Source organism: Pseudomonas corrugata, from assembly GCF_001269905.1.
GTDB classification, from domain to species: Bacteria; Pseudomonadota; Gammaproteobacteria; order Pseudomonadales; family Pseudomonadaceae; genus Aquipseudomonas; species Aquipseudomonas corrugata.
Genome location: NZ_LHVK01000003.1, coordinates 106761 through 128436, shown reverse-complemented (window position 1 = coordinate 128436; position 21676 = coordinate 106761). Strand labels below are relative to the sequence as shown.

Below are 21676 nucleotides of genomic sequence, written 5' to 3'. Positions count from 1 at the left end.
TCACGCTTTTGGGACGCGGAGCGTCCCGGGCTGCGTCCCCACGCAGAGCGTGGGGACGATCATGGGATGGCTTGGCGATTGGCATACATCCGGCATTCGGCAAGCAACGCCAGCAGGTTCGGATCACGCTCCTTGGCCTTGAGAAACACCACGCCGATGTGCTGCTGCAAGCGGTACTTCTCCTGCAATGGGATGAGCTTCACCCGGTTTTCATACACCGCCGCAATCCGGCCCGGCAACAAGGCATAACCGACCCCGGAGCTGACCATGCTCAACAGGGTGAAGATGTCGTTGACCTGCATCGCCACCTTCGGTTCGAAGCCTGCCTGTCTGAACACCCGAATCCCGTCCTGATGCGTGGCGAAGCCCTGGGTCAGGGTGATGAACGTCTCGTCACGGACTTCGGCCAGGTCGACTTCGCTACGTTGGGCAAACGGTGAGTCGGCCGGCGTGGCGAGGAATATGTCGTCGGAGAACAGAGCGATGTGTTCGCAGTCCGGATCGTTGACGCTGTCGTCCAGGGACACCAGGATGGCATCGACTTCCATGTTCTTGAGCTTGTACAGCAGGTCGATGTTCGAGCCCATGATCAGGTCGATGTTGAGTTCGCTGCGGCGGATCTTCAGGCCCATGATCAACTGCGGCACGGTCTTGACTGTCAGCGAATACAACGACCCCAGCTTGAAGCGCTCGGCGGAGAACCCGGCGGCCTCGCGGGTCAGGCGTACGCTTTCGACCACGTCCTGGATCAGTTTCTGCGCTCGTTCCTCCAGCACATAGGCGCTTTCCAGCGGTGTGAGATTGCGGCCTTCGTGCTTGAACAACGGGCAGCGAAGGGCGCTCTCCAGCGAATGGATGGCCCGGTGCACGCTGACGTTGCTGGTCTGCAACTCTGCCGCCGCCCGCGCCAGGTTGCCGGTGCGCATGAAGGCCAGGAACACCTCGAGTTTCTTCAGGGTCAATTCTTCGTCGATCAACATGGGGCGGGCTCTTATTCGTGTCATGCGATTGTGCCCCAATGAACCTGGGAGCGAGGAGATTTACAGCGGATCGCAACTCACAGCAAACCATTGCACTTTTGCGCCCCAGGCCTGAGCCTTGGCGCGTGTTTCATCATGGAGGGGTAGGAATCGATGTATCACGGGGAGCGACTGAACGCCTGGACCCACCTGGTTGGAGCGATTGCGGCGTTTATCGGCGGGGTATGGCTGGTGGTGCTTGCCGGGCTGACCGGCGATCCATGGAAGATCGTCAGCGTGGCGATCTATGGGTTCACCCTGCTGGTGCTGTACAGCTCCTCGACGGTCTACCACAGCGTGCGCGGGCGCAAGAAAGCGATCATGCAGAAGGTCGATCATTTTTCGATCTACCTGCTGATCGCCGGCAGCTACACACCGTTCTGCCTGGTAACCCTGCGCGGGCCCTGGGGCTGGACGTTGTTCGGGATCGTCTGGGGGCTGGCGTTGATCGGCATCCTGCAAGAAATCAAGCCGCGGTCCGAAGCGCGGATTCTGTCGATCGTGATCTACGCGGTGATGGGCTGGATCGTGCTGGTGGCGGTCAAGCCGCTGTTGGCAACCCTGGGCAGCACTGGTTTCGCCTGGCTGGCCTCGGGCGGGGTGTTGTACACCGTGGGCATCATTTTCTTCGCCCTCGATAACCGATTGCGCCATGCCCATGGCATCTGGCATCTGTTTGTGATCGCCGGCAGCCTGCTGCACTTCGTGGCGATTCTGTTCTATGTCCTTTAGCGGCCAGCCGTGAACAGCCCGTCCAGTTGCCCCTGGGCCTGGTTGGCGAAAATCTCCAGCAGGGTGCCCAGGGTGTGCGCCGGCGCTTCATTGGCCCGGGTCACGGCGTAAAGCGAGATGGGCAGCGGTGGCGACAACGGTCGGATCGCCGTGGAGGTCTTCGAGGCGCCAAGGGCCGTGAACGGGTCGATCACGGCCATGCCGGCACCGGACTCCACCATGGCCCGGGCCAGCGAATAGGTCTGCACGGCGATGCTGATGCGCGGCGCAGGGGCCACTGCTTCGAGATAGCCGTCCAGCCTGGCCGAGAGCGGATCGGCGCTGGACAGGCCGATCAGGGGCGCGCCGGCCAATTCCTGCAACGACATCGGTTTGCCCACCGCCGCATCGCTCCAGTGCCCCTTTGGGGCCAGCGCCACCAGCACGCCGCTGGCCAGGGTCTGGGCCTTGAGCCCCGGATGATCAGGCGGCTGCAAGGTCAGGGCGACGTCGATCTCACGCATCAACAGGTTCTGCACCAGCTCACGGCTGTGGGCGCTGGACAGTTCACAGACAATGTCCGGGTAGCGCCGGGTCCATTGATGAATGGCCGCCGGCAGCAGTGACAGGGCCAGGGCCGGGGTCGCGCCGATACGCAGGTTGTGACCGGGCTCGCGGCGCAGGCTCTGGGCCAGTCGTCGCACGCCTTGCAGGCTTTCGCTGACCTTGTCGACTTCGCGTTCCAGCTCCAGGGCTTCGGGGGTGGCCTGCAACTTGCCGCGCACTCGCAGGAACAGGGCAAATCCCAGCTGTTGCTCGGCGTGCTGCAGCACCTTGGTCACCGCCGGCTGAGAGACATGCAGCAACTGCGCGGCGCCGCTGATGGAGCCGGCCTGGCGTATGGCCTGGAAAATCTCGATGTGACGGAGGCGCATTGGCGAGCCCATAACCCTTGTTTATAGGTGCTCCATCTTTATTTATTGTTCCGGACCTGTCACCTGCCCCTAACCTCAACTGATCGGAAACGGTTAGGAGGCGGGCATGGGGCAAAGGGCGTGCATCATTGGCGGTGGCGTGGTCGGGTTGGCGACGGCTTATGCGCTGGTTCGCGACGGCGTCGACGTGACGCTGGTGGAGGCCAGGGATGCGTTGGGCAGCGAGACCAGCTTTGCCAATGGTGGCCAATTGTCCTATCGCTACGTGGCCCCCCTGGCGGACGCCGGGGTGCCCTGGCAGGCACTCGGCTGGATGTTGCGCGGGGATTCGCCACTCAGGTTGCGGCCCCGCCTGGATCCTGCCCAGTGGCGCTGGATGGCTGCGTTCATCGCGGCGTGCCGGACGTCGATCAACCGACGCAACGGCGCCCACCTGTTACGCCTGGCACTGCTGAGCCAGGCCACCTTGCAGGGCTGGCGCGAAGACGATCGCCTTGATGGCTTCGGCTGGCGGCGCAACGGCAAGCTGGTGACGTTTCGTGATGCCAACCATTTCCAACATGCCCGGCGGCGACTGGCGGACAACCTGCACCAGCAGGTGCTCGGGCCCGCCGAGTGCGCGAGCCTGGAGCCGGCGCTGGCGGGCGTGCCGTTGGTGGGCGGGATCTACACGCCGGACGAGGAGGTCGCCGATTGCCACGCTTTCTGCCAGCAACTGGCCGCACGCTTGCAGGCATCGGGGCGCTGTGAATTCTTGTTGGGGGAGACGGTGACTGGCATTTGCCACGCCGATGGCCAGGTGCACGCCATCGAGTTGAATGGACAGCGCTTGCCGGTGGACAGCCTCGTGATTGCCGCCGGTCACCGCAGCGCGACCCTGGCGTTACCGGGAGTGCGAATGCCGCTGTATCCGCTCAAGGGTTACAGCCTGACCGTGCCTATCGGCGCAGCGCATCGGGCTCCGGACCTGAGCATCACTGACTATGACCGCAAGATCGTTTATGCGCGAATCGGCGAACATTTGCGGGTGGCGGCGATGGTGGATATCGTCGGCTTCGACCCGACGCCGGATCCGCGGCGCCTGGCCTTGATCAAGCGCCAGGCCCGGGAAACTTTTCCCTTGGCCGGGGATTATGAACACGCCGTCGAATGGGCCGGCATGCGCCCGGCCACGCCCAGCGGCGTGCCGCTGATCGGCGCCACCGGCTATCGCAACCTGTGGCTCAACCTCGGCCATGGAGCACTGGGTTTCACCCTGGCTTGCGGCAGCGCTCGCCTGCTCAGCGAACTGATCCGCCAGCGCACGCCGTCCATTGATCTGCAGGGCCTCACGCCCCGCGCCGCCTGACCCACCCGCAACGGAGAATAACAATGCAAAAAATCACGTTGATCGGCTGCACCCTGAGCCTGTTGTTGAGCGCCCATGTCCAGGCTACACAAGCCCCTCCGAGCGGCACGCTGGGGAAAATCGCCAATACCCGCGGCATCACCCTGGGGTATCGCGACGCCTCGGTGCCGTTTTCCTACATAGGTGACAGCAGCGGCAAACCGATGGGCTACTCAGTGGACCTGGCGAACAAAATCGTCGAGCGGATCAAGACCCAACTGGCATTGCCGCAACTGGATGTGAAGTACAACCTGGTGACCTCCCAGACCCGCATCCCGCTGGTGCAGAACGGCACCGTCGACCTGGAGTGTGGCTCCACCGGCGTGACGGCCGAGCGGCAGAAGCAGGTGGCGTTTTCCTATGGTTTCATCTATGTGAAGGGTCAACTGCTGACGGCCAGGGACAGCGGTATCCACAGCTTTGCCAACCTGCGCGGCAAGAACGTGGTGACCACCGCAGGCACCACCAACGAGCGTTTCCTGAAAAGCTACAACCAGGACAACCAGGCCGACATGTTCATCATCAGTGCGAAAGACCATGGCGAGGCGTTCCAGATGCTCGAGACCGGTCGGGCGGCGGCTTTTTACATGGACGATGCGCTGCTCTATGGCGAACGAGCCAAGGCCCGTGATCCACACAACTGGGTCGTGGTGGGCAAAGAACAGTCGCGGGAAATCTACAGTTGCATGGTGCGCAAGGACGATCCGCAATTCCTGGCGTTGGTCAATGCGGCCCTGGGGGACCTGTACAAGTCAGGTGAGATCAACGCCATCTATGACCGTTGGTTTCAGAAACCGATACCACCCAAGGGCCTGAACCTGGAGTTTCCGATGACCAGTGAGCTGAAGGCGATCATCGCCAGGCCGGTGAGTGATCCGGTGCAATAATCGGCAACGCCAATAACCATTGTGGGAACGAGCCCGCTCGCGAAGGCGGCGTGTCAATCAGGAGGTGATTGACTGATACACCGCTATCGCGAGCAGGCTCGCTCCCACAAGTGAAACTTCGACGGGTCTAGAAATCCCCCCACAGCTGCTGCGCCACCGCCAGCGCCACCACCGGCGCGGTCTCGGTACGCAGCACGCGGGGACCGAGGCGGGCGGCGTGGTAACCGGCGCTGGCGGCCTGTTCGACTTCGGCATCGGACAAACCGCCCTCGGGGCCTATCAGGAACGCCAGCGTCGAGGGTCTGGCATGACTGACCAGTGGCTCGGCTACCGGGTGCAGCACCAGCTTCAGCTCGGCATCGGTCTGCTTCAGCCAGTCGGCCAGCAGCAACGGCGGATGGATCACCGGTACGGTCGAGCGTCCGCATTGCTCACAAGCGCTGATCGCCACCTGGCGCCAGTGCAGCAGGCGTTTGTCGGCGCGCTCGTCCTTGAGGCGCACTTCGCAGCGTTCGCTGAAAATCGGCGTGATCTCGCTGACTCCCAGCTCGGTGGCTTTCTGGATGGCCCAGTCCATGCGCTCGCCCCGGGACAAGCCTTGGCCGAGGTGGATGCGCAGTGGCGATTCAGGCTGCCCGGCGAATTGCTCATCCAGTTGCACCCGCACGCGCTTCTTGCCGACTTCGGCCAGGCTACCGCGAAACTCCTGGCCCGAACCGTCGAACACCTGCACCGCATCCCCTTCGGCCATGCGCAGCACACGGCCGATGTAATGGGCCTGGGCTTCGGGCAACTCGTGAGCGCCGAGGCTCAGGGGGGTGTCGATGAAGAAGCGGGACAGTCTCATGTGGAGTCTCTGCAAGAAAAAAATGATCGTGGTTGAAGCGCCCGGCCTCATCGCGGGCAAGCCTTGCTCCCACAGTGGTTTCGCATTTCTCTGTGGGAGCAAGGCTTGCCCGCGATGGCGGTGGCCCAGGCTCAGCCCGGATCGCGATAACCCGGGTGGAAGTCCTTCGGCACCGCCACGCTGACCGTATCCCGGGTGGCAATGTCGATGCCTTCGCTGGCCACTTGTGCCAGGAAGTCGATCTGCTCCGGGGTGATGACGTACGGCGGCAGGAAATACACCACACTGCCCAGCGGCCGCAGCAACGCACCGCGCTCCAGGGCATGCTGGAACACGCTCAGGCCGCGTCGCTCCTGCCAGGGGTAAGCGGTCTTGCTCGCCTTGTCCTTGACCATCTCGATGGCCAGCACCATGCCCGTCTGGCGCACTTCGGCCACGTTCGGGTGATCGGCCAGGTGCGCGGTGGCGCTCGCCATGCGCTGGGCCAGGGCCTTGTTGTTGTCGATGACGTGGTCTTCTTCGAAGATATCCAGCGTCGCCAAGGCGGCCGCGCAGGCCAGCGGGTTACCGGTATAGCTGTGGGAATGCAGAAAGGCGCGCAGGGTGGGGTAATCGTCGTAGAACGCGCTGTAGACATCGTCGGTGGTCAGGCACGCCGCCAGCGGCAGGTAACCACCGGTCAGGGCCTTGGACAGGCAAAGGAAGTCCGGCGTGATACCGGCCTGCTCGCAGGCGAACATCGTTCCCGTGCGGCCGAAGCCCACGGCGATTTCGTCATGGATCAGGTGCACGCCATAGCGGTCACAGGCTTCGCGCAGCAGCTTCAGGTACACCGGGTGATACATGCGCATGCCGCCGGCGCCCTGGATCAGCGGCTCGACGATCACCGCGGCCACGGTGTCGTGGTGTTCGGCGAGGGTCTGTTCCATGGCGGCGAACATCGTGCGTGAATGCTCTTCCCAGCTCATGCCTTCAGGGCGATGGTAGCAGTCGGGACTTGGCACCTTGAGGGTGTCCAGCAGCAACGCCTTGTAGGTCTCGGTGAACAGCGGCACATCGCCTACCGACATCGCCGCGATGGTTTCGCCGTGATAACTGTTGCTCAGGGTGACGAAGCGCTTCTTGTCGGGACGGCCGCGATTGACCCAGTAATGAAAGCTCATCTTCATCGCCACTTCGATGCAGGACGAACCGTTATCGGCGTAGAAGCACCGTGTCAGTCCTTCTGGCGTCATTTTCACCAGGCGCTCGGACAGCTCAATCACAGGCTGGTGGCTGAAACCGGCGAGGATCACATGCTCCAACTGGTCGACCTGGTCCTTGATTCGCTGGTTGATGCGTGGGTTGGCATGGCCGAATACGTTGACCCACCAGGAGCTGACGGCGTCGAGGTAGCGCTTGCCTTCAAAATCTTCCAGCCAGACGCCCTCACCGCGCTTGATGGGGATCAGCGGCAGTTGTTCGTGGTCTTTCATCTGGGTGCAGGGATGCCACAGCACTGCGAGGTCGCGTTGCATCCACTGGTTGTTCAGGCCCATCTACAGTCTCCTCGAGGCGGCTCGCGGCGGGCGCGGGCCAAACAATCGGGCAAGCCTATGCAATGACGGCCCTGCGAACAACCCATTGTGTCGTTCCTGCTACTTTGAGCGAGGCGATAGACGTCGCTGGCGGCGTTTTGATGGCTGACGTATTCTTCGCCGTTCTCTGAGCCGGCTGGCTCGAAACCTGAAATTTTTCCTGCTTTATTCCGGAGTTCGCTGAATGTCTGCTGGTTGGCTGCGCGCGTGTGCGCTGGTGGTGATAGGGCTCTTCAGCGTTACGGCGCTGGCGAAGGACAAGCAACCGACGGCCATCGTCATCGGTGGCGGCCTGGCGGGGCTCACGGCGGCCTATGAGTTGCAGAACAAAGGTTGGGCGGTGACCTTGCTTGAAGCCAAGCCCAGCGTGGGCGGTCGTTCGGGCATGGCCACCAGCGAGTGGATCGGCAACGAAAAGACCCAGCCGGTGCTCAACAAATACATCTCGACGTTCAAGCTGGGTACCACCTCGGCCCCCGAGTTCGTGCGCACCCCCAGCTATCTGATCGACGGCACCTATTTTACCGCCGCTGACCTGGCCGCGAAGCAGCCTGCCACCGCCGAAGCCATCAAACGCTACGAAACCACCCTGGATGAGCTGGCACGTTCCATCGAAGACCCGCTGAATCCGACCGCCACCAGCACCTTGCATGCGTTGGACCAGATGACCGTGTCCGCCTGGCTCGATCGCCTGCAACTGCCGGCCACCGCACGGCAGCTGGTGAATCAGGAGATCCGTACCCGTTACGACGAACCTTCGCGCCTGTCGCTGCTGTATTTCGCACAGCAGAACCGCGTCAATCGCGGCGTGTCCGATCGCGACCTGCGGGCTTCGCGTTTGCTCGGCGGCAGCCAGGTGCTGGCCCAGGCCTTCCTCAAGCAGTTGAAAACCATCAAGACCGATTCTCCAGTGTCAGCCATTTCCCAGGACAAGGACGGTGTGACCGTCAAGGTCGGCAGCGTCGGCTACCAAGCCGATTACGTGGTACTGGCCGTACCGCTGCGCGCCCTGAACAAGATCCAACTGACCCCGGCCCTGGATGCCCAGCACCTTGGCGCCATCAAGGGCACCAACTACGGCTGGCGCGACCAGATCATGCTCAAGTTCAAGACCCCGGTCTGGGACAGCAAGGCGCGCATGTCGGGGGAGATCTTCAGCAATGCCGGCCTGGGCATGATGTGGATCGAGCCGGCCTTGAAGGGCGGTGCCAATGTGATCATCAACCTTTCGGGTGACAATGCCCGAGTGATGCAGGCTTTTGGCGACAAGCAGATGGTCGATCAGGTATTGATCCGCCTGCACGCATTTTATCCACAAGCCCGCGGGGCCTTCACCGGTTATGAAATCCGCCGCTACAGCACTGACCCATCCACGGCCGGTTCGTACCTGGCCTTTGGTCCGGGCCAGATCAGCAAGTACTGGCGCCTGTGGGAAAAACCGTTGCAGCGCGTAGCCTTTGCCGGTGAACACACGGACGCCTTGTACCCAGGCACCCTGGAAGGCGCGTTGCGTAGCGGCCAGCGCGCGGCCAGCCAAGTGCAGGACCTGGCGGCGGGCAAGTCGTTCGAACCGGTCAAGGTCGCTCCGGCCGCGACTGCAGGTGCAGTGGCGGCGAAGAAAGGCAACTTCTTCACCAACCTGTTCGGCGGTTCGGATGACGAGAAGAAGCCAGAGCCGGTCAAGGCACCCGAGCCGGTCACTCCGTCGACCCCGGCCCCTGCTCCAGCGCCAACCCCGGCCCCAGCGCCGGTTGAAGCGCCGAAGCCTGCGACGCCGGTAAAAGCCGAGCCGACCAAAAAGGCCACGACCAAAGCCGCGCCGAAGAAGCCGGCCGCCAAACCCGCGGCAAAAAAAGCCCCGGCCAAGGCACCTGTGAAAAAGGCTGAACCGGCGAAGAAGCCAGCGGCCAAACCGGCGACAACCACTGAGCCCGCGGCTCAGTAACGTCCAGGTGTAAAAAAGCGCGGCCTAAGGGTCGCGCTTTTTTTTGCTCGTTTATCCAGATATTGAATATCCGGTTGCATGATGCCGCGCCCTGGAGTCGCCTGACTTTACGATTCCGGTCCTACACGCCCATGCGATTTATCAGATGCTTCCCACAACAGTGTCGGAAGGGAACGATAGATTGTGCCAAGCGTTGCGCTCTAGTCTCTGCAAAACAAAAAAAGACTGGAGTGCTTATGAAATTATTAATGATGCTAATGACAGTAATCGTACTTTCTGGTTGTGTATATGGTGGCTGTAGAGACCCTCTTACGATTCCGATGATTCCCAAAGTTGATCCTGGTTTAGCTTTTAAATGCAGTATGGATCCGTACAAGCCTGAGTGTTCAGTTAACTAGGAGATATAGGGTGGTGGATATCTATTAGAACGGCCCTAATGAAAATGTCCATGTGTGGATCGGTACATCTTCAAACAGGACCTTCACTCGCCTTGGCTTGGAAAGCCGCCCCGGGACAAAGCCAGAGCGAGCCCAACACAGCTTTCCCGTTCGCCTGTCGTGGATGACCAGATTGCCGTCATCCTGCATGACCATACAAGAGTTGTACCAAAGCGATTTGTCCCTGCTATGAGTACTTTCCGCAATCCATAAGCGCCCTCTGGCTGGGTCATAAAGAAAACCACTGTTGCTGATTACAAACTGCAGTGGCTCGCGCATTCTTTTTGGGTGCAAAGTTACGCTGTAAAGCTGGTTGCCATTTGCGGTCCAGACGATAGTCTCTCCGTCCTTGATGACCAAATTCCCATCAGCTTGTAACACCAGTCGAAATCGTCCGTTAGGTGATTGAAGGTACTGCCCTGCTGACATTGTTTGGTTGGGAGGCAATATTGGAGAGCCGCTTGCTCGAAATGGAGTATAAGGAACAGCCATGTGTTTCACCTTGTTAAATGAATGTTGAGCGCTCATTTAATCAAGGATAAAAACCGAAAGGGCAATACATATATATTGCAAAGCAAATACTTGGGGCGCAATTACGGTCCACCAGGGCTCCTTTGGAGGGTAAGCTTGCTGATGATGGGATCCGTTTAGCCGCTTCATGGTTGCTGGTGCCCCTCGCTAACACGCATCGTGTTGGCGTTAATCTTTCCTTAACCCACCCAACCCAGACTGATGATCGTATTTCTCGATATTTCAAAGCAAAAATTTCCGCTTTAAATCGATAGATAACTCGCTAGTCTTGGTCGCAGTTTTTACAGGATATGAGCAATGCAGCTACGCAACTCTTCTTCTCGCTATGGCAGGGTCAGCATCGTCATGCACTGGGGCGTTGCGCTGGTGGTGTACGGGTTGTTCGCGCTGGGGCTGTGGATGGTCGGCCTGGATTACTACAGCACCTGGCGCAAAGCTGCGCCGGACCTGCACAAGAGCATCGGCCTGGTGCTGCTGGCGGTGATGCTGCTGCGGGTGATCTGGCGCTTTGTCAGCCCACCGCCACCGACTCTGGAAACCTATGGGCGCATGACCCGTGTCGGCGCGAAGCTTGGCCATGGTGCCCTGTATCTCGGGTTGTTTGCCTTGATGGGCGCCGGTTACCTGATTTCCACTGCAGAGGGTGTCGGGATTCCGGTGTTCGGTTTGTTTGAAGTCCCCGCGCTGGTGTCCGGACTGCCCGACCAGGCAGACGTCGCCGGCCAGATCCACCTGTACCTGGCATGGGCGCTGGTCATTTTCTCCGGCCTTCATGCACTGGCAGCACTGAAACACCACTTTATCGACCGTGACGCGACCCTCAAGCGAATGCTGGGGCGCCAAGCCTGATGTTCAACCTCGACTCCTAAGGAATAGAAAGCATGTTGAAAAAGACGCTCGCCGCCCTGGCAATCGGTTCTGCACTGTTGTCGGCCGGCCAGGCCATGGCTGCCGACTATGTGGTCGACAAGGAAGGCCAGCACGCCTTCGTCGACTTCAAGATCAGCCATCTGGGCTATAGCTACATCACCGGTACCTTCAAGGACATCGACGGCAAGTTCAGCTTCGATGCCGCCAAGCCTGAAGACAGCAAGGTTGAGTTCAACGTCAACACCTCCAGCGTGTTCACCAACAACGCCGAGCGCGACAAGCACATCGCCAGCGCTGACTTCCTGAACGCTGGCAAGTTCGCCAAGGCCACTTTCGTTTCCACCAGCGTCAAATCCACCGGCAAGAACGCCGATGGCAAGGACACCGCCGACGTTACCGGTAACCTGACCCTGCTGGGCGTGACCAAACCAGTTGTGGTCAAGGCCACGTTCCTGGGCGAAGGCAAGGATCCATGGGGTGGCTACCGTGCCGGTTTCGAAGGAACCACCAGCATCAAGCGTTCCGACTTCGGCAAACAAAAAGACCTGGGGCCATCGTCCGACGCGGTCGAGCTGTACGTAACCTTTGAAGGTGTCAAAGCGAAGTAATATTCGCGCCTAAAAAAACGCCCCCGATCCTGCGATCGGGGGCGTTTTTTATTGCCATACGAAATTCGAAAGGTAACGCAGACCCCTGTGGGAGCGGGCTTGCTCGCGAATGCGGTGCATCTGTGCCAATCACGTTGCCTGACACACCGTCTTCGCGAGCAAGCCCGCTCCCACATTTGGATCTGCGTCGACTCAAAAAAATGCCCCTGGTTGTGAGATCAGGGGCATTTTCAGCGTTTGGAATAACTCAGCGATTGCGAGTCAGCAACGCAGGTTTCTCACCCCGTGGGCGGCTTGGCAGTTGGTCCAGTTGCTCAGGCGTCGGGAAGCGATCAAGTTTCGATTCCTTGTGCATGATTTTCGGCTGGTTGCCACGAGGGGTCTGCACTGCAGGTTCCTGGCTCGCCTGGTCATCGCGGGCCGGGCGACGGCGGGCATCTTCGCGGCGCGCCTGACCATCACGAGGGCCGCCGTTGCGAGGGCCGTTGCGCTTGGCTGGCGGGGTACCAGTGGACGAGCCGTTGCTGTTGCGCGGACCGTTCTGGCGCCCCTGCGATTGGCCGCTGCGTGGCGCGCCTGCGCCAGCACCCTGTGCCGGAGCCCCCGGACGGCGACCACGACCCTGGGCCGGTTTCTGCTGCGGTACGTAGTCGACGCGGTTACCGAAGTTATCGATATCGTCGTCCAGGAACTCGTCCGGGGCGCGATCAGCGGCGGCACGAGGGGCTGGGCGCTGTTGTTCACGGGCTGGGGTGCCTTCGCGGGGCTTTTGCTCGCGCGCCGGGCGTTCGCCACGACTGCTGCCGGCCGGTTTTTCCTTGCCTTTATCCTTACCCTTGTCCTTGCGACCGCCACCGCCGCCATTCGGACCGTCACCGCGTGGGCCACGTGGGTTGCGCGGGTTGCGTACGTCCGGACGTTCACGCACTTCAGGTTTCTCGGCCTCGATGGTGCTGGCATCAAAGCCCATCAGATCACCATCGGGAATCTTCTGCCGGGTCATGCGCTCGATGCTCTTGAGCAGCTTTTCTTCGTCCGGAGCGACCAGCGAGATCGCCTCGCCCGAACGACCGGCCCGACCGGTACGACCGATCCGGTGCACGTAGTCTTCGTCGACGTTCGGCAGCTCGAAGTTGACCACGTGGGGCAACTGGTCGATGTCCAGGCCGCGGGCGGCAATGTCAGTGGCAACCAGGATCCGTACTTCGCCGGCCTTGAAGTCGGCCAAGGCCTTGGTGCGAGCGTTCTGGCTCTTGTTGCCGTGGATCGCCACGGCCGGCAGGCCATGCTTGTCCAGATACTCGGCCAGGCGGTTGGCACCGTGCTTGGTGCGGGTGAACACCAGGACCTGTTCCCAGGCACCGGTGGTGATCAGGTGCGCCAGCAGGCTGCGTTTATGACTGGCTGGCAGGCGGAATACGCGCTGTTCGATACGCTCGACCGTGGTGTTCGGCGGCGTTACTTCGATGCGTTCCGGGTTGTGCAGCAGCTTGCCGGCCAGATCAGTGATGTCTTTGGAGAACGTTGCCGAAAACAGCAGGTTCTGACGCTTGGCGGGCAGGCGGGCGAGGACTTTCTTCACGTCATGGACAAAGCCCATGTCGAGCATGCGGTCGGCTTCGTCCAGCACGAGGATTTCAACGTGGGACAGATCGACGCTGCCCTGACCGGCCAGATCCAGCAGGCGGCCGGGGCAGGCCACCAGCACGTCGACGCCGCGCGCCATGGCCTGGACCTGGGGATTCATGCCGACGCCGCCGAAAATGCAGGCACTGACGAATTTCAGGTCACGGGCGTAGATCTTGAAGCTCTCGTGGACCTGGGCAGCCAGTTCCCGGGTCGGGGTCAAGACCAGTACGCGCGGTTGGCGCGGGCCGTGACGCTGGGATTTGTCCGGGTGACCGTTGGGGAACAGCCGCTCCAGGATCGGGAGGGCGAAACCGCCGGTTTTACCAGTACCTGTCTGCGCGGCGACCATCAGGTCGCGACCTTGCAACACGGCGGGGATGGCCCGCTGTTGCACCGGGGTAGGCTCGGTGTAGCCGGCGGCTTCGATGGCGCCGACTAAAGCCTCGGAGAGACCGAGGGAAGCAAAGGACATGAGTAATCCTGTTTTTAGTGAGGGCCTGGCCCAATGGGATAGTCTTGCCTGGCGCGAATGACGTTCAAAAAGACGTCATCCCGTCCGGTCCTGCCGGGTCTGGAAGACAGCTCCGGACAAGGCTCGCGCTGGCTGGAAGCTGCGCTGTAGCGATGTCGGGATGCCTTTTGCAAGACCGGGTGTCCGGGCGTGAGCCTGGCGGGAAGGCGCGAGTATAACAGAGCAAACGCCCTGCGCCGCTTTCCTGCTGCTCAACGGTTTATTTCATCCTCTCATTGACAGGTGTGCTGTCATAGCGAGCATTCAGCTCGGCATAGGCCGGCTCGCGCTTGAAACGCTTGAGTTCGGCGCTGAAGCGTTGCACCAGCAAATCCATTCCGGCCTTGCGCCGCAGGGCCAGGTATTGGCTTTGACGGCTTACGACGGTGGGATTTTCGCTGATCTGGTCGCCCAGTTGCATTTGCTTGAGCAGATGTCGGCCCACCCGGCGATCGGTGATGAGCAGATCAATCCGGCCCAGTTGCAACTTACCGAAGTTGGCTTCGTGGGTGGGCGCGGTTTCACGCTTGAACAAAGTCGACTCCCGGAATGGCTGGCTGTAGAGATAACCGGGCGACGTGCCGACGGTCAGGCCACTCAGGTCCGCGAGCGTGTGAAATGGATGGGGCCTGGCGTTGGCATGGAACATCACGAATTCTACTTCCGACAGTGGCTCGCTGGGATAGAGCAACATGGAGTCGCGTTCGTCGCTGTGAAAAATGTCCAGTGCCCCATCCGCCAGACCTTGTTCCAGCATCGCCAGGCATCGTTTCCATGGCAGGAGCTGCCATTCGACATCAATGCCCAGGCGCTTGAATACGATGGCTGTGGTCTCGTAATCCAGCCCCAGGATCTTGCCGTTCTCCTCAAAGACGTAGGGCGCCCAGGGTTCGGTAACGATACGCAACTTTTCGGCCCGGGCGGCAAGGCTCAGGCACAGGAAAAGAAGGGCGGTCAGTAATTGGGCGATGACGGGCATAGCCTGAGGTTACGATGAGTACGGACCAAATAGCCAGAGCGCTCTGGCTCACAGGTCAACGCGTGCCCTGGTGGTCTGTGCGGTTCGTTTGAGCGCAGAAATCACCCACACAGATCACTCGTTGTCTTTTTTTTGCATCAGGTGCGAATAGATGGCTTTGCGGCGACGACCCAGCACCAGGCGAATCAGCGGATGGTTGAGCCAGTGTTTGAGCTCGTGGTCTTCCAACGGCTTTTTCAGGCGGTGCTCGACGTTCTCCAGGGCCTTTTCCCACCAGACCGGAGCACAAGCCTGATCGAACTGATTGGCGTGGCGGTAGCAGCCGTAGAGAATTTCCCGCATGAATTGTCGCTTATGGCCGGGCAGCGCCACAGTGACAAGTTTATAGGCCAGCCGCTGCAATGTCGGGGGGCGGGGCAGGGTGACGGTAACCTGTCGGGTTTCGTCCAGGGCTTGCAGGCAGACAGGATTGGCGTGGTGCTTATCAAGCCAGGCTTTTATCTTGGCGCGAAACAGTTGCTTGCGGCTCCAGTAATGGTGAATTAGATCCGGACATTCGCGTACCTTCATTCCATCATAGGCCGCCACCGAGAGGCAGAACTCCTCCAGGGTGTAAGCCCCTTTCGCCAGGGGAAAAAGCTCATCCATCAGAGCAATCGAACGATCCAGCACGACCGCGTCGCTTGAATGGAGACCGATCACCCCTGAATTGAGCAGTAACATGTTGTCGTCCGCCAGTTGGCGTTGCTGAAGGAACTGCGCCAGGGCCACGTAAAGCTCGGCGTCCTTGTTGTCTCCGTAGCTCAGGGTGACGGCGTTGCATAGCAGCGTACCGGGCTGGATGCGCCGAAACAGCTCCAGCGGGGAGCAATGGAAGAAGGTGTCAGTGTCGATCAGCAGGGCCAGCTCGGTTTCCTCGAGCACTTTCTGCATGACTACATGCTTGGCGCGGAAGTGATAGCCGTGGGGGCCAGTCCAGGCCAGTCGGGTCTCATTGTCCAGGGGGCGCAAGCGCACCGGCAGCCCGTGATAGGGCTTGGGATTGTCAGTGAATACCTGGATGTCCAACGCTTCACCGGGGGTTTCGCGCAGGCCGGCGAGGGCACTGGCGATACTGAACACAGCTTCCTGGTGATAGGTTTCAGCCCCGTAGACCAGATAGATGAGTTGAGGGGGCGTCGACCGGTGGTCGTTTGGCATCGACTGCAATCCTTTGAACATCATTGGATAGTGAAAGGCCCTGGCATCCGCCAAGGCCTGCTTGTCACGACGTTAACCCTGGTGGCCAGTGTGGCTAATTCGAGTACTCAAATTAACCGCAAAGGCTACTAGCGCGGCAACTTGAGATTATTCCATACCGCCAGACTGGGTTCGGCCTGGTTCAGGGTATAGAAATGCAGCCCCGGTGCGCCGCCCTGCAACAAGCGCTCACACATTTGTGTGATTACATCTTCGCCGAAGCGTTGGATGCTGGACGTATCGTCGCCGTAGGCTTCCAGCTGTTTGCGGATCCAGCGAGGTATTTCCGCACCGCAGGCGTCGGAGAAGCGCGCCAGTTTGCTGTAGTTGGTGATCGGCATGATTCCCGGCACGACGGGAATGTCCACACCCATCTTGCGCACGCGTTCGACAAAGTAGAAATAACTGTCGGCGTTGAAGAAGTACTGGGTGATCGCACTGTTGGCGCCAGCATTGGCCTTGTTGACGAAGTTGCGCAGGTCATCTTCGAAATTACGCGCCTGGGGATGCATCTCCGGATAAGCGGCGACTTCGATGTGGAAGTGCTCGCCGGTTTCTTCACGAATGAAGCTCACCAGGTCGTTGGCATGGCGCAGCTCGCCACTGGCCATGCCCATGCCCGAGGGCAGGTCACCACGCAGGGCAACGATACGCTGGATGCCCGCGGCCTTGTAGCGAGCCAGCAGGGTGCGCAAGTCGTCCTTGCTGTCGCCTACGCAGGACAGGTGCGGGGCAGCCGGGATTTTGACTTCGCTTTCCAGCTGCAGCACGGTGTTCATCGTGCGGTCACGGGTCGAGCCGCCGGCGCCATAGGTGCAGGAGAAGAAGTCGGGGTTGTAGCTCGCCAGCTGACGGGCAGTGGCGATCAGTTTTTCGTGACCAGCATCGGTCTTCGTCGGGAAGAACTCGAAGCTGTAGCGACGGTCTTGGGACATGGTCATATCCTTGGAAACTCGTAAGCCTGGAAGCCTTGCACATCACAATGTGGAAGCGGGCTTGTGTGGGAGCTGAGCTTGCTCGCGATCAGAATCGCCTCGGTCCGACAGACAGGACGAGGTGTCTGCATCGCGAGCAAGCTCGGCTCCCACAGGCCCCACATCAGGGGCATGCAATGCCAATCAGTAGCGGTAAGCGTGCGGCTTGAACGGGCCTTCGACGGTCACGCCGATATAGTCAGCCTGTTGCTTGGTCAGCTTGGTGACCACGCCGCCGAAACCGCGGACCATTTCCAGGGCTACTTCTTCGTCGAGTTTCTTCGGCAATACTTCCACCGTCAGGCGCTCGGCTTTCTGGGCCGGCGACAGGTCGGCGTACTTCTGGCCGAACAGGAAGATCTGGGCCAGGACCTGGTTGGCGAAAGAACCGTCCATGATCCGGCTCGGGTGACCGGTAGCGTTGCCCAGGTTCACCAGGCGGCCTTCGGCCAGCAGGATCAGGTAGTCGTCGTTCTGTGGGTCGAAGCTGCCGGTGCCGGTGCGGTGAACCTTGTGAACCTGCGGCTTCACTTCTTCCCAAGCCCAGTTCTTGCGCATGAAAGCGGTATCGATTTCATTGTCGAAGTGACCGATGTTGCACACCACCGCGCGCTTCTTCAGGGCCTTGAGCATGTTCGCGTCGCAGACATTGACGTTGCCGGTGGTGGTCACGATCAGGTCGATCTTGCCCAGCAAGGCCTTGTCGATGCTGGCTTCGGTGCCGTCGTTGATCCCGTCGATGAACGGCGAAACCAATTCGAAACCGTCCATGCAGGCTTGCATGGCGCAGATCGGGTCGACTTCGGACACCTTGACGATCATGCCTTCCTGGCGCAGGGATTGGGCCGAGCCCTTGCCCACGTCACCGTAGCCGATCACCAGCGCCTGCTTGCCCGACAACAGGTGGTCGGTGCCGCGCTTGATGGCGTCGTTGAGGCTGTGACGGCAGCCGTACTTGTTGTCGTTCTTGCTCTTGGTCACCGAGTCGTTGACGTTGATGGCCGGGATCTTCAGTTCGCCCTTGGCCAGCATGTCCAGCAGACGGTGCACGCCGGTGGTGGTTTCTTCGGTCACACCGTGGACCTTGTCCAGGACGGCCGGGTATTTCTTGTGCAGCAATTCGGTCAGGTCGCCGCCGTCGTCGAGGATCATGTTGGTGTCCCACGGCTGGCCATCCTTGAGGATGGTCTGCTCCAGGCACCACTCGTACTCCTGCTCGGTCTCGCCCTTCCAGGCGAACACCGGGATACCGGCGGCGGCAATGGCGGCAGCGGCCTGGTCCTGGGTCGAGAAGATGTTGCAGGACGACCAGCGCACTTCGGCACCCAGGGCGACCAGGGTTTCGATCAGCACGGCGGTCTGGATGGTCATGTGGATGCAGCCGAGGATCTTCGCGCCCTTGAGCGGTTGTTCACCAGCGTACTTGCGGCGCAGGCCCATCAGGGCCGGCATTTCGGATTCGGCGATGATGATTTCGCGACGACCCCAGGCGGCCAGGGACATATCGGCGACTTTGTAATCGGTAAAATCTGCAGGCGTGATAACAGCGCTCATGAAGAGCCTCCATTCGTAATGTATGCGAATGGGCGCCGTTGTGCGTTTAGTGTTCGTGCGGGGAGCCCCGAACGAACAACGCCCCATCCGAGCCTGACAGGTCTTGCCTGCTGCAGCGCCCCTCGGACAGGTGGCGGGAACGGTCCAAAGCGTGGACCGGGTAAAGCGAGGGCGATTATAGCGGGCTAATCGGATCTTCCAAAAGGGTTTCTGTCGGCAAATCAAAATTGCCGATGACTGTTATTGAACCAGCGGCGTAGAGCCTGCCTGTCCGGTCTGCCATGATGCAGGCATTCATTGGCCAGACGCTCAGGAGCGATCATGAATTTCCACACCCGCAAATGGGTCAAGCCCGAAGACCTCAATCCCAATGGCACGCTGTTCGGTGGCAGCCTGCTGCGTTGGATCGACGAAGAAGCGGCGATCTACGCCATCGTCCAGCTGGGCAACCAGCGCGTGGTGACCAAATACATCTCGGAAATCAACTTCGTCAGCGCCTCGCGCCAGGGCGATATCATCGAACTGGGCATTACCGCGACCGAATTTGGCCGCACCTCCATTACCCTGACCTGTGAAGTGCGCAACAAGATCACCCGCAAGAGCATCCTGACCGTGGAGAAAATGGTTTTCGTCAACCTTGGCGAGGATGGTCTGCCGGCGCCCCATGGGCGGACCGAGATCAAGTACGTGAAGGATCAGTTCAAGGACGATATTGCCAGCGAGTGAGACGGGCGGTGTACCCATCGCGAGCAGGCTCGCTCCCACATAAGCCCCCATTCTCCTGTGGGAGCGAGCCTGCTCGCGATAGCGGTAGTTCAAACACTGAAAATCCCAAGTCCCAATCAAGCTTGAGTCAGCACTGAACAGCTCCGAACGCCACGTGTCGTAGATTCATCACGCCACCGGTTCAGGAGCTCTATGGACACCCACGAAGACGGCAAGACCCCTGACCTTTCCGCCCAGGAGAAGCACGAAGTCGACCGCAACCAGCCGCCACGGGCTGCGGTGCTGCATGAAATCATCCGCACCCAGGGCAATCAGGAACTGGAACGCAGTGTCGCCGCGCTCTGGTGGTCGGCCCTGGCGGCCGGGTTGACCATGGGGCTGTCGCTGATGGCGATGGGGTTGCTCAATTCCCGATTGCCTGAGGGCGAGGCCTTCAAGGTTATTGGCAGTTTCGGCTACTGTGCCGGATTTCTCGCGGTGATCCTGGCCCGTCAGCAGTTGTTCACCGAAAACACCCTGACTGCCGTGCTGCCGATCATGAGCAAACCCACCCTGGGCAATTTCGGTCGGCTGTTGCGGCTATGGGGCATCGTGCTGGTGGGCAACCTCTGTGGCACCTTGCTGGTGGCCTACGTGATGTTGCATCTGCCGATTTTCGACCCGCGTACCGACTTGGCTTTCCTCGAGATCGGTCGCAAAGTCATGGAGAACGACACCGGCCAGATGTTCGCCAAGGGCATCATTTCCGGCTGGATGATCGCCACCATGGTCTGGATGATTCCCTCCATGGAAAGCGCCAAGATGTGGATCATCATCCTCATTACCTACCTGATGGCGCTCGGGGATTTCACTCACATTGTCGTCGGCTCCGCTGAAGTGTCGTATCTGGTATTCGCCGGGCAGTTGTCGTGGGAAGACTTCTGGCTGGTGTTCGCCGCGCCGACCCTGGCGGGAAACATCATCGGTGGCAGCTTCATCTTTGCGTTGCTCAGCCATGCGCAAGTGCGCAGCGAGAGTGGCACGCCTAGTCGGCCACGCCCACCGGAGCGCCCAGGTGACGCTGGTGATGAATGAAGTACAGGGCTGTCAGCACGGTCAACCCACTCACCAGGGCTCCAGTCCAGGGCAGCTCGGCCAGGTCGACGCCGCTGCCGACCACCAGCCCGCCGATCCAGGCGCCAGCCGCGTTGCCCAGGTTGAAGGCGCTCTGGTTCAGCGTCGAGCCCAGATTCGGCGCTTCATGGGCCTGATCGATGATCAGCAATTGCAGGATCGGGCACAGGGCGAAGGCGAAGATCCCCCACAGCACCAACGTGACAGCTGCCGGCATCACTGAGCGGCTGGTCTGGCTGAACGCGGCCAGCACCAGCACCACGGCCAGGGCCATGCCTACCAGTGACGGCAACAGGCGACGATCCGCCAGGCGCCCGCCGAGGAAGCTGCCTGCCGTCAGGCCGACCCCGAACAACAGCAACATGAGAGTGATGCCGTGGGGGCTGATCCCGGTGATGTCCTGGAGAATCGGTGCGATGTACGTGAACACGCTGAACAGACTGGTGGACGCCAGCACGCTCATCCCCAGGGCCAACAGCACGCTGGTCTTGCCCAGCACCTTGAATTCGCTGGCCAGGTTGGCCTTCTCCATGGGGATTTCCCTGGGCAGCCACGTCCATTGGGCGATGGCGGCGATGACGCCGATCACCGACACCGCCCAGAAGGTCGAACGCCAGCCAGCGTATTGACCCAGCGCAGTACCCAGGGGGACGCCGAGGACGTTGGCCAGGGTCAGGCCGGTGAACATCATTGCAATAGCCTGGGCGCGTTTGTTCGGCACTACCAGCCCGGCTGCCACCACGGAACCGATGCCGAAAAATGCGCCATGGCATAGTGCGGTGATGACGCGGGCGGCCATCAGCGTGGCGTAGTTCGGTGCCAGGGCGCAGAGCATGTTGCCCAGGATGAACATCAGCGTCATGCCCAGCAATGTCGCCTTGCGCGGCATGTTGGCGGTGCCGACCGCCAGGATCGGCGCGCCGAACACCACGCCCAGGGCATAGCCGGTTATCAGCAATCCGGCCTGGGGAATGCTCACCGCCAGGTCGCGGGCGACATCGGGCAGCAGGCCCATGATGACGAATTCGGTGGTGCCGATGCCGAAAGCGGCAACGGCCAAAGCAAGCAAGGCGAGTGGCATGCGCAAGGTCTCTGTCTGTAGTCTTGACGCTCTGATCAGGCATACGCATGCCGTGGCCCTGACTCGATTGAAAGGGACAACGGCAGAATTATTGGAATTGGCTTATGCGCAACTGA

Annotated in this window: 19 protein-coding genes and 1 riboswitch; of the genes, 8 read left to right on the top strand and 11 right to left on the bottom strand. The window is 60.7% G+C overall.

The window, feature by feature from the left end:
• Positions 1-59: 59 nt before the first annotated feature.
• Positions 60-980 carry a LysR family transcriptional regulator gene (locus AD665_RS00800; RefSeq protein ID WP_024778866.1) on the bottom strand — a complete coding sequence of 307 codons (921 nt, stop codon included), beginning with the start codon at positions 978-980 and terminating at the stop codon, positions 60-62.
• 153 nt (positions 981-1133) lie between these two features.
• Here AD665_RS00800 and trhA point away from each other — a divergent pair, with 153 nt between their 5' ends.
• On the top strand, positions 1134-1751 hold the full coding sequence (trhA, locus tag AD665_RS00795) for a PAQR family membrane homeostasis protein TrhA (protein ID WP_053190550.1): 618 nt from the start codon (positions 1134-1136) through the stop codon (positions 1749-1751).
• Here the strand turns inward: trhA and AD665_RS00790 are convergent.
• Complete coding sequence (locus AD665_RS00790; RefSeq protein ID WP_024778864.1) at positions 1748-2665, bottom strand: LysR family transcriptional regulator; 918 nt, start codon at positions 2663-2665, stop codon at positions 1748-1750. The genes trhA and AD665_RS00790 overlap by 4 nt on opposite strands.
• Positions 2666-2771: 106 nt before the next feature.
• Here AD665_RS00790 and AD665_RS00785 point away from each other — a divergent pair, with 106 nt between their 5' ends.
• Positions 2772-4013, top strand: a complete 1242-nt coding sequence (locus AD665_RS00785; RefSeq protein ID WP_053190548.1) for a D-amino acid dehydrogenase — start codon at positions 2772-2774, stop codon at positions 4011-4013.
• 23 nt (positions 4014-4036) lie between these two features.
• Positions 4037-4939, top strand: coding sequence for a transporter substrate-binding domain-containing protein (locus AD665_RS00780; RefSeq protein WP_053190547.1), 903 nt, complete (start codon positions 4037-4039; stop codon positions 4937-4939).
• Between the two features lie 127 nt (positions 4940-5066).
• On the opposite strand, the gene AD665_RS00775 is transcribed toward AD665_RS00780, so the two are convergent.
• A complete protein-coding gene (locus AD665_RS00775) occupies positions 5067-5786 on the bottom strand; it encodes a 16S rRNA (uracil(1498)-N(3))-methyltransferase (protein WP_024778861.1) in 720 nt (239 codons plus the stop codon).
• Between the two features lie 131 nt (positions 5787-5917).
• Positions 5918-7324: an adenosylmethionine--8-amino-7-oxononanoate transaminase gene (locus tag AD665_RS00770; protein WP_024778860.1), complete on the bottom strand. Its 1407-nt coding sequence runs from the start codon at positions 7322-7324 to the stop codon at positions 5918-5920.
• 223 nt (positions 7325-7547) lie between these two features.
• Between AD665_RS00770 and AD665_RS00765 the strand changes: the two genes are divergently transcribed.
• A complete protein-coding gene (locus AD665_RS00765; protein WP_024778859.1) occupies positions 7548-9308 on the top strand; it encodes a flavin monoamine oxidase family protein in 1761 nt (586 codons plus the stop codon).
• 422 nt (positions 9309-9730) lie between these two features.
• Here AD665_RS00765 and llpB read toward each other — a convergent pair whose 3' ends face one another.
• Positions 9731-10237, bottom strand: coding sequence for a lectin-like bacteriocin LlpB (llpB, locus tag AD665_RS26565; RefSeq protein WP_080686236.1), 507 nt, complete (start codon positions 10235-10237; stop codon positions 9731-9733).
• 336 nt (positions 10238-10573) lie between these two features.
• Here llpB and AD665_RS00760 point away from each other — a divergent pair, with 336 nt between their 5' ends.
• Both AD665_RS00760 and AD665_RS00755 read left to right on the top strand, forming a co-directional pair.
• Entirely contained in the window at positions 10574-11125 is a 552-nt protein-coding gene (locus tag AD665_RS00760; protein ID WP_024778858.1) for a cytochrome b, read from the top strand.
• 32 nt (positions 11126-11157) lie between these two features.
• Entirely contained in the window at positions 11158-11754 is a 597-nt protein-coding gene (locus AD665_RS00755; RefSeq protein WP_024778857.1) for a YceI family protein, read from the top strand.
• A 247-nt stretch (positions 11755-12001) separates the two neighbouring features.
• Here AD665_RS00755 and rhlE2 read toward each other — a convergent pair whose 3' ends face one another.
• The 5 genes from rhlE2 to ahcY form a co-directional block, all read right to left on the bottom strand.
• Positions 12002-13855: an RNA helicase RhlE2 gene (rhlE2, locus tag AD665_RS00750; protein ID WP_024778856.1), complete on the bottom strand. Its 1854-nt coding sequence runs from the start codon at positions 13853-13855 to the stop codon at positions 12002-12004.
• Positions 13856-14114: 259 nt separating this feature from the next.
• The gene (locus tag AD665_RS00745) at positions 14115-14873 is read right to left on the bottom strand and encodes a substrate-binding periplasmic protein (protein ID WP_033034521.1); all 759 of its coding nucleotides are present in this window, start codon (positions 14871-14873) and stop codon (positions 14115-14117) included.
• A 114-nt stretch (positions 14874-14987) separates the two neighbouring features.
• Complete coding sequence (locus AD665_RS00740) at positions 14988-16073, bottom strand: hypothetical protein (protein WP_024778855.1); 1086 nt, start codon at positions 16071-16073, stop codon at positions 14988-14990.
• A gap of 128 nt (positions 16074-16201) precedes the next feature.
• Complete coding sequence (metF, locus tag AD665_RS00735; RefSeq protein WP_024778854.1) at positions 16202-17047, bottom strand: methylenetetrahydrofolate reductase [NAD(P)H]; 846 nt, start codon at positions 17045-17047, stop codon at positions 16202-16204.
• Positions 17048-17230: 183 nt separating this feature from the next.
• Positions 17231-18640: an adenosylhomocysteinase gene (gene ahcY / locus AD665_RS00730; protein WP_024778853.1), complete on the bottom strand. Its 1410-nt coding sequence runs from the start codon at positions 18638-18640 to the stop codon at positions 17231-17233.
• A 23-nt stretch (positions 18641-18663) separates the two neighbouring features.
• Positions 18664-18770, bottom strand: a riboswitch (S-adenosyl-L-homocysteine riboswitch).
• A 191-nt stretch (positions 18771-18961) separates the two neighbouring features.
• On the opposite strand from ahcY, the gene AD665_RS00725 reads away from it, so the two are divergent.
• Both AD665_RS00725 and AD665_RS00720 read left to right on the top strand, forming a co-directional pair.
• Positions 18962-19366 carry an acyl-CoA thioesterase gene (locus AD665_RS00725; RefSeq protein WP_024778852.1) on the top strand — a complete coding sequence of 135 codons (405 nt, stop codon included), beginning with the start codon at positions 18962-18964 and terminating at the stop codon, positions 19364-19366.
• A gap of 192 nt (positions 19367-19558) precedes the next feature.
• The gene (locus tag AD665_RS00720; protein WP_024778851.1) at positions 19559-20440 is read left to right on the top strand and encodes a formate/nitrite transporter family protein; all 882 of its coding nucleotides are present in this window, start codon (positions 19559-19561) and stop codon (positions 20438-20440) included.
• On the opposite strand, the gene AD665_RS00715 is transcribed toward AD665_RS00720, so the two are convergent.
• The gene (locus AD665_RS00715; RefSeq protein WP_053190546.1) at positions 20391-21560 is read right to left on the bottom strand and encodes an MFS transporter; all 1170 of its coding nucleotides are present in this window, start codon (positions 21558-21560) and stop codon (positions 20391-20393) included. The genes AD665_RS00720 and AD665_RS00715 overlap by 50 nt on opposite strands.
• Positions 21561-21676 lie beyond the last annotated feature (116 nt).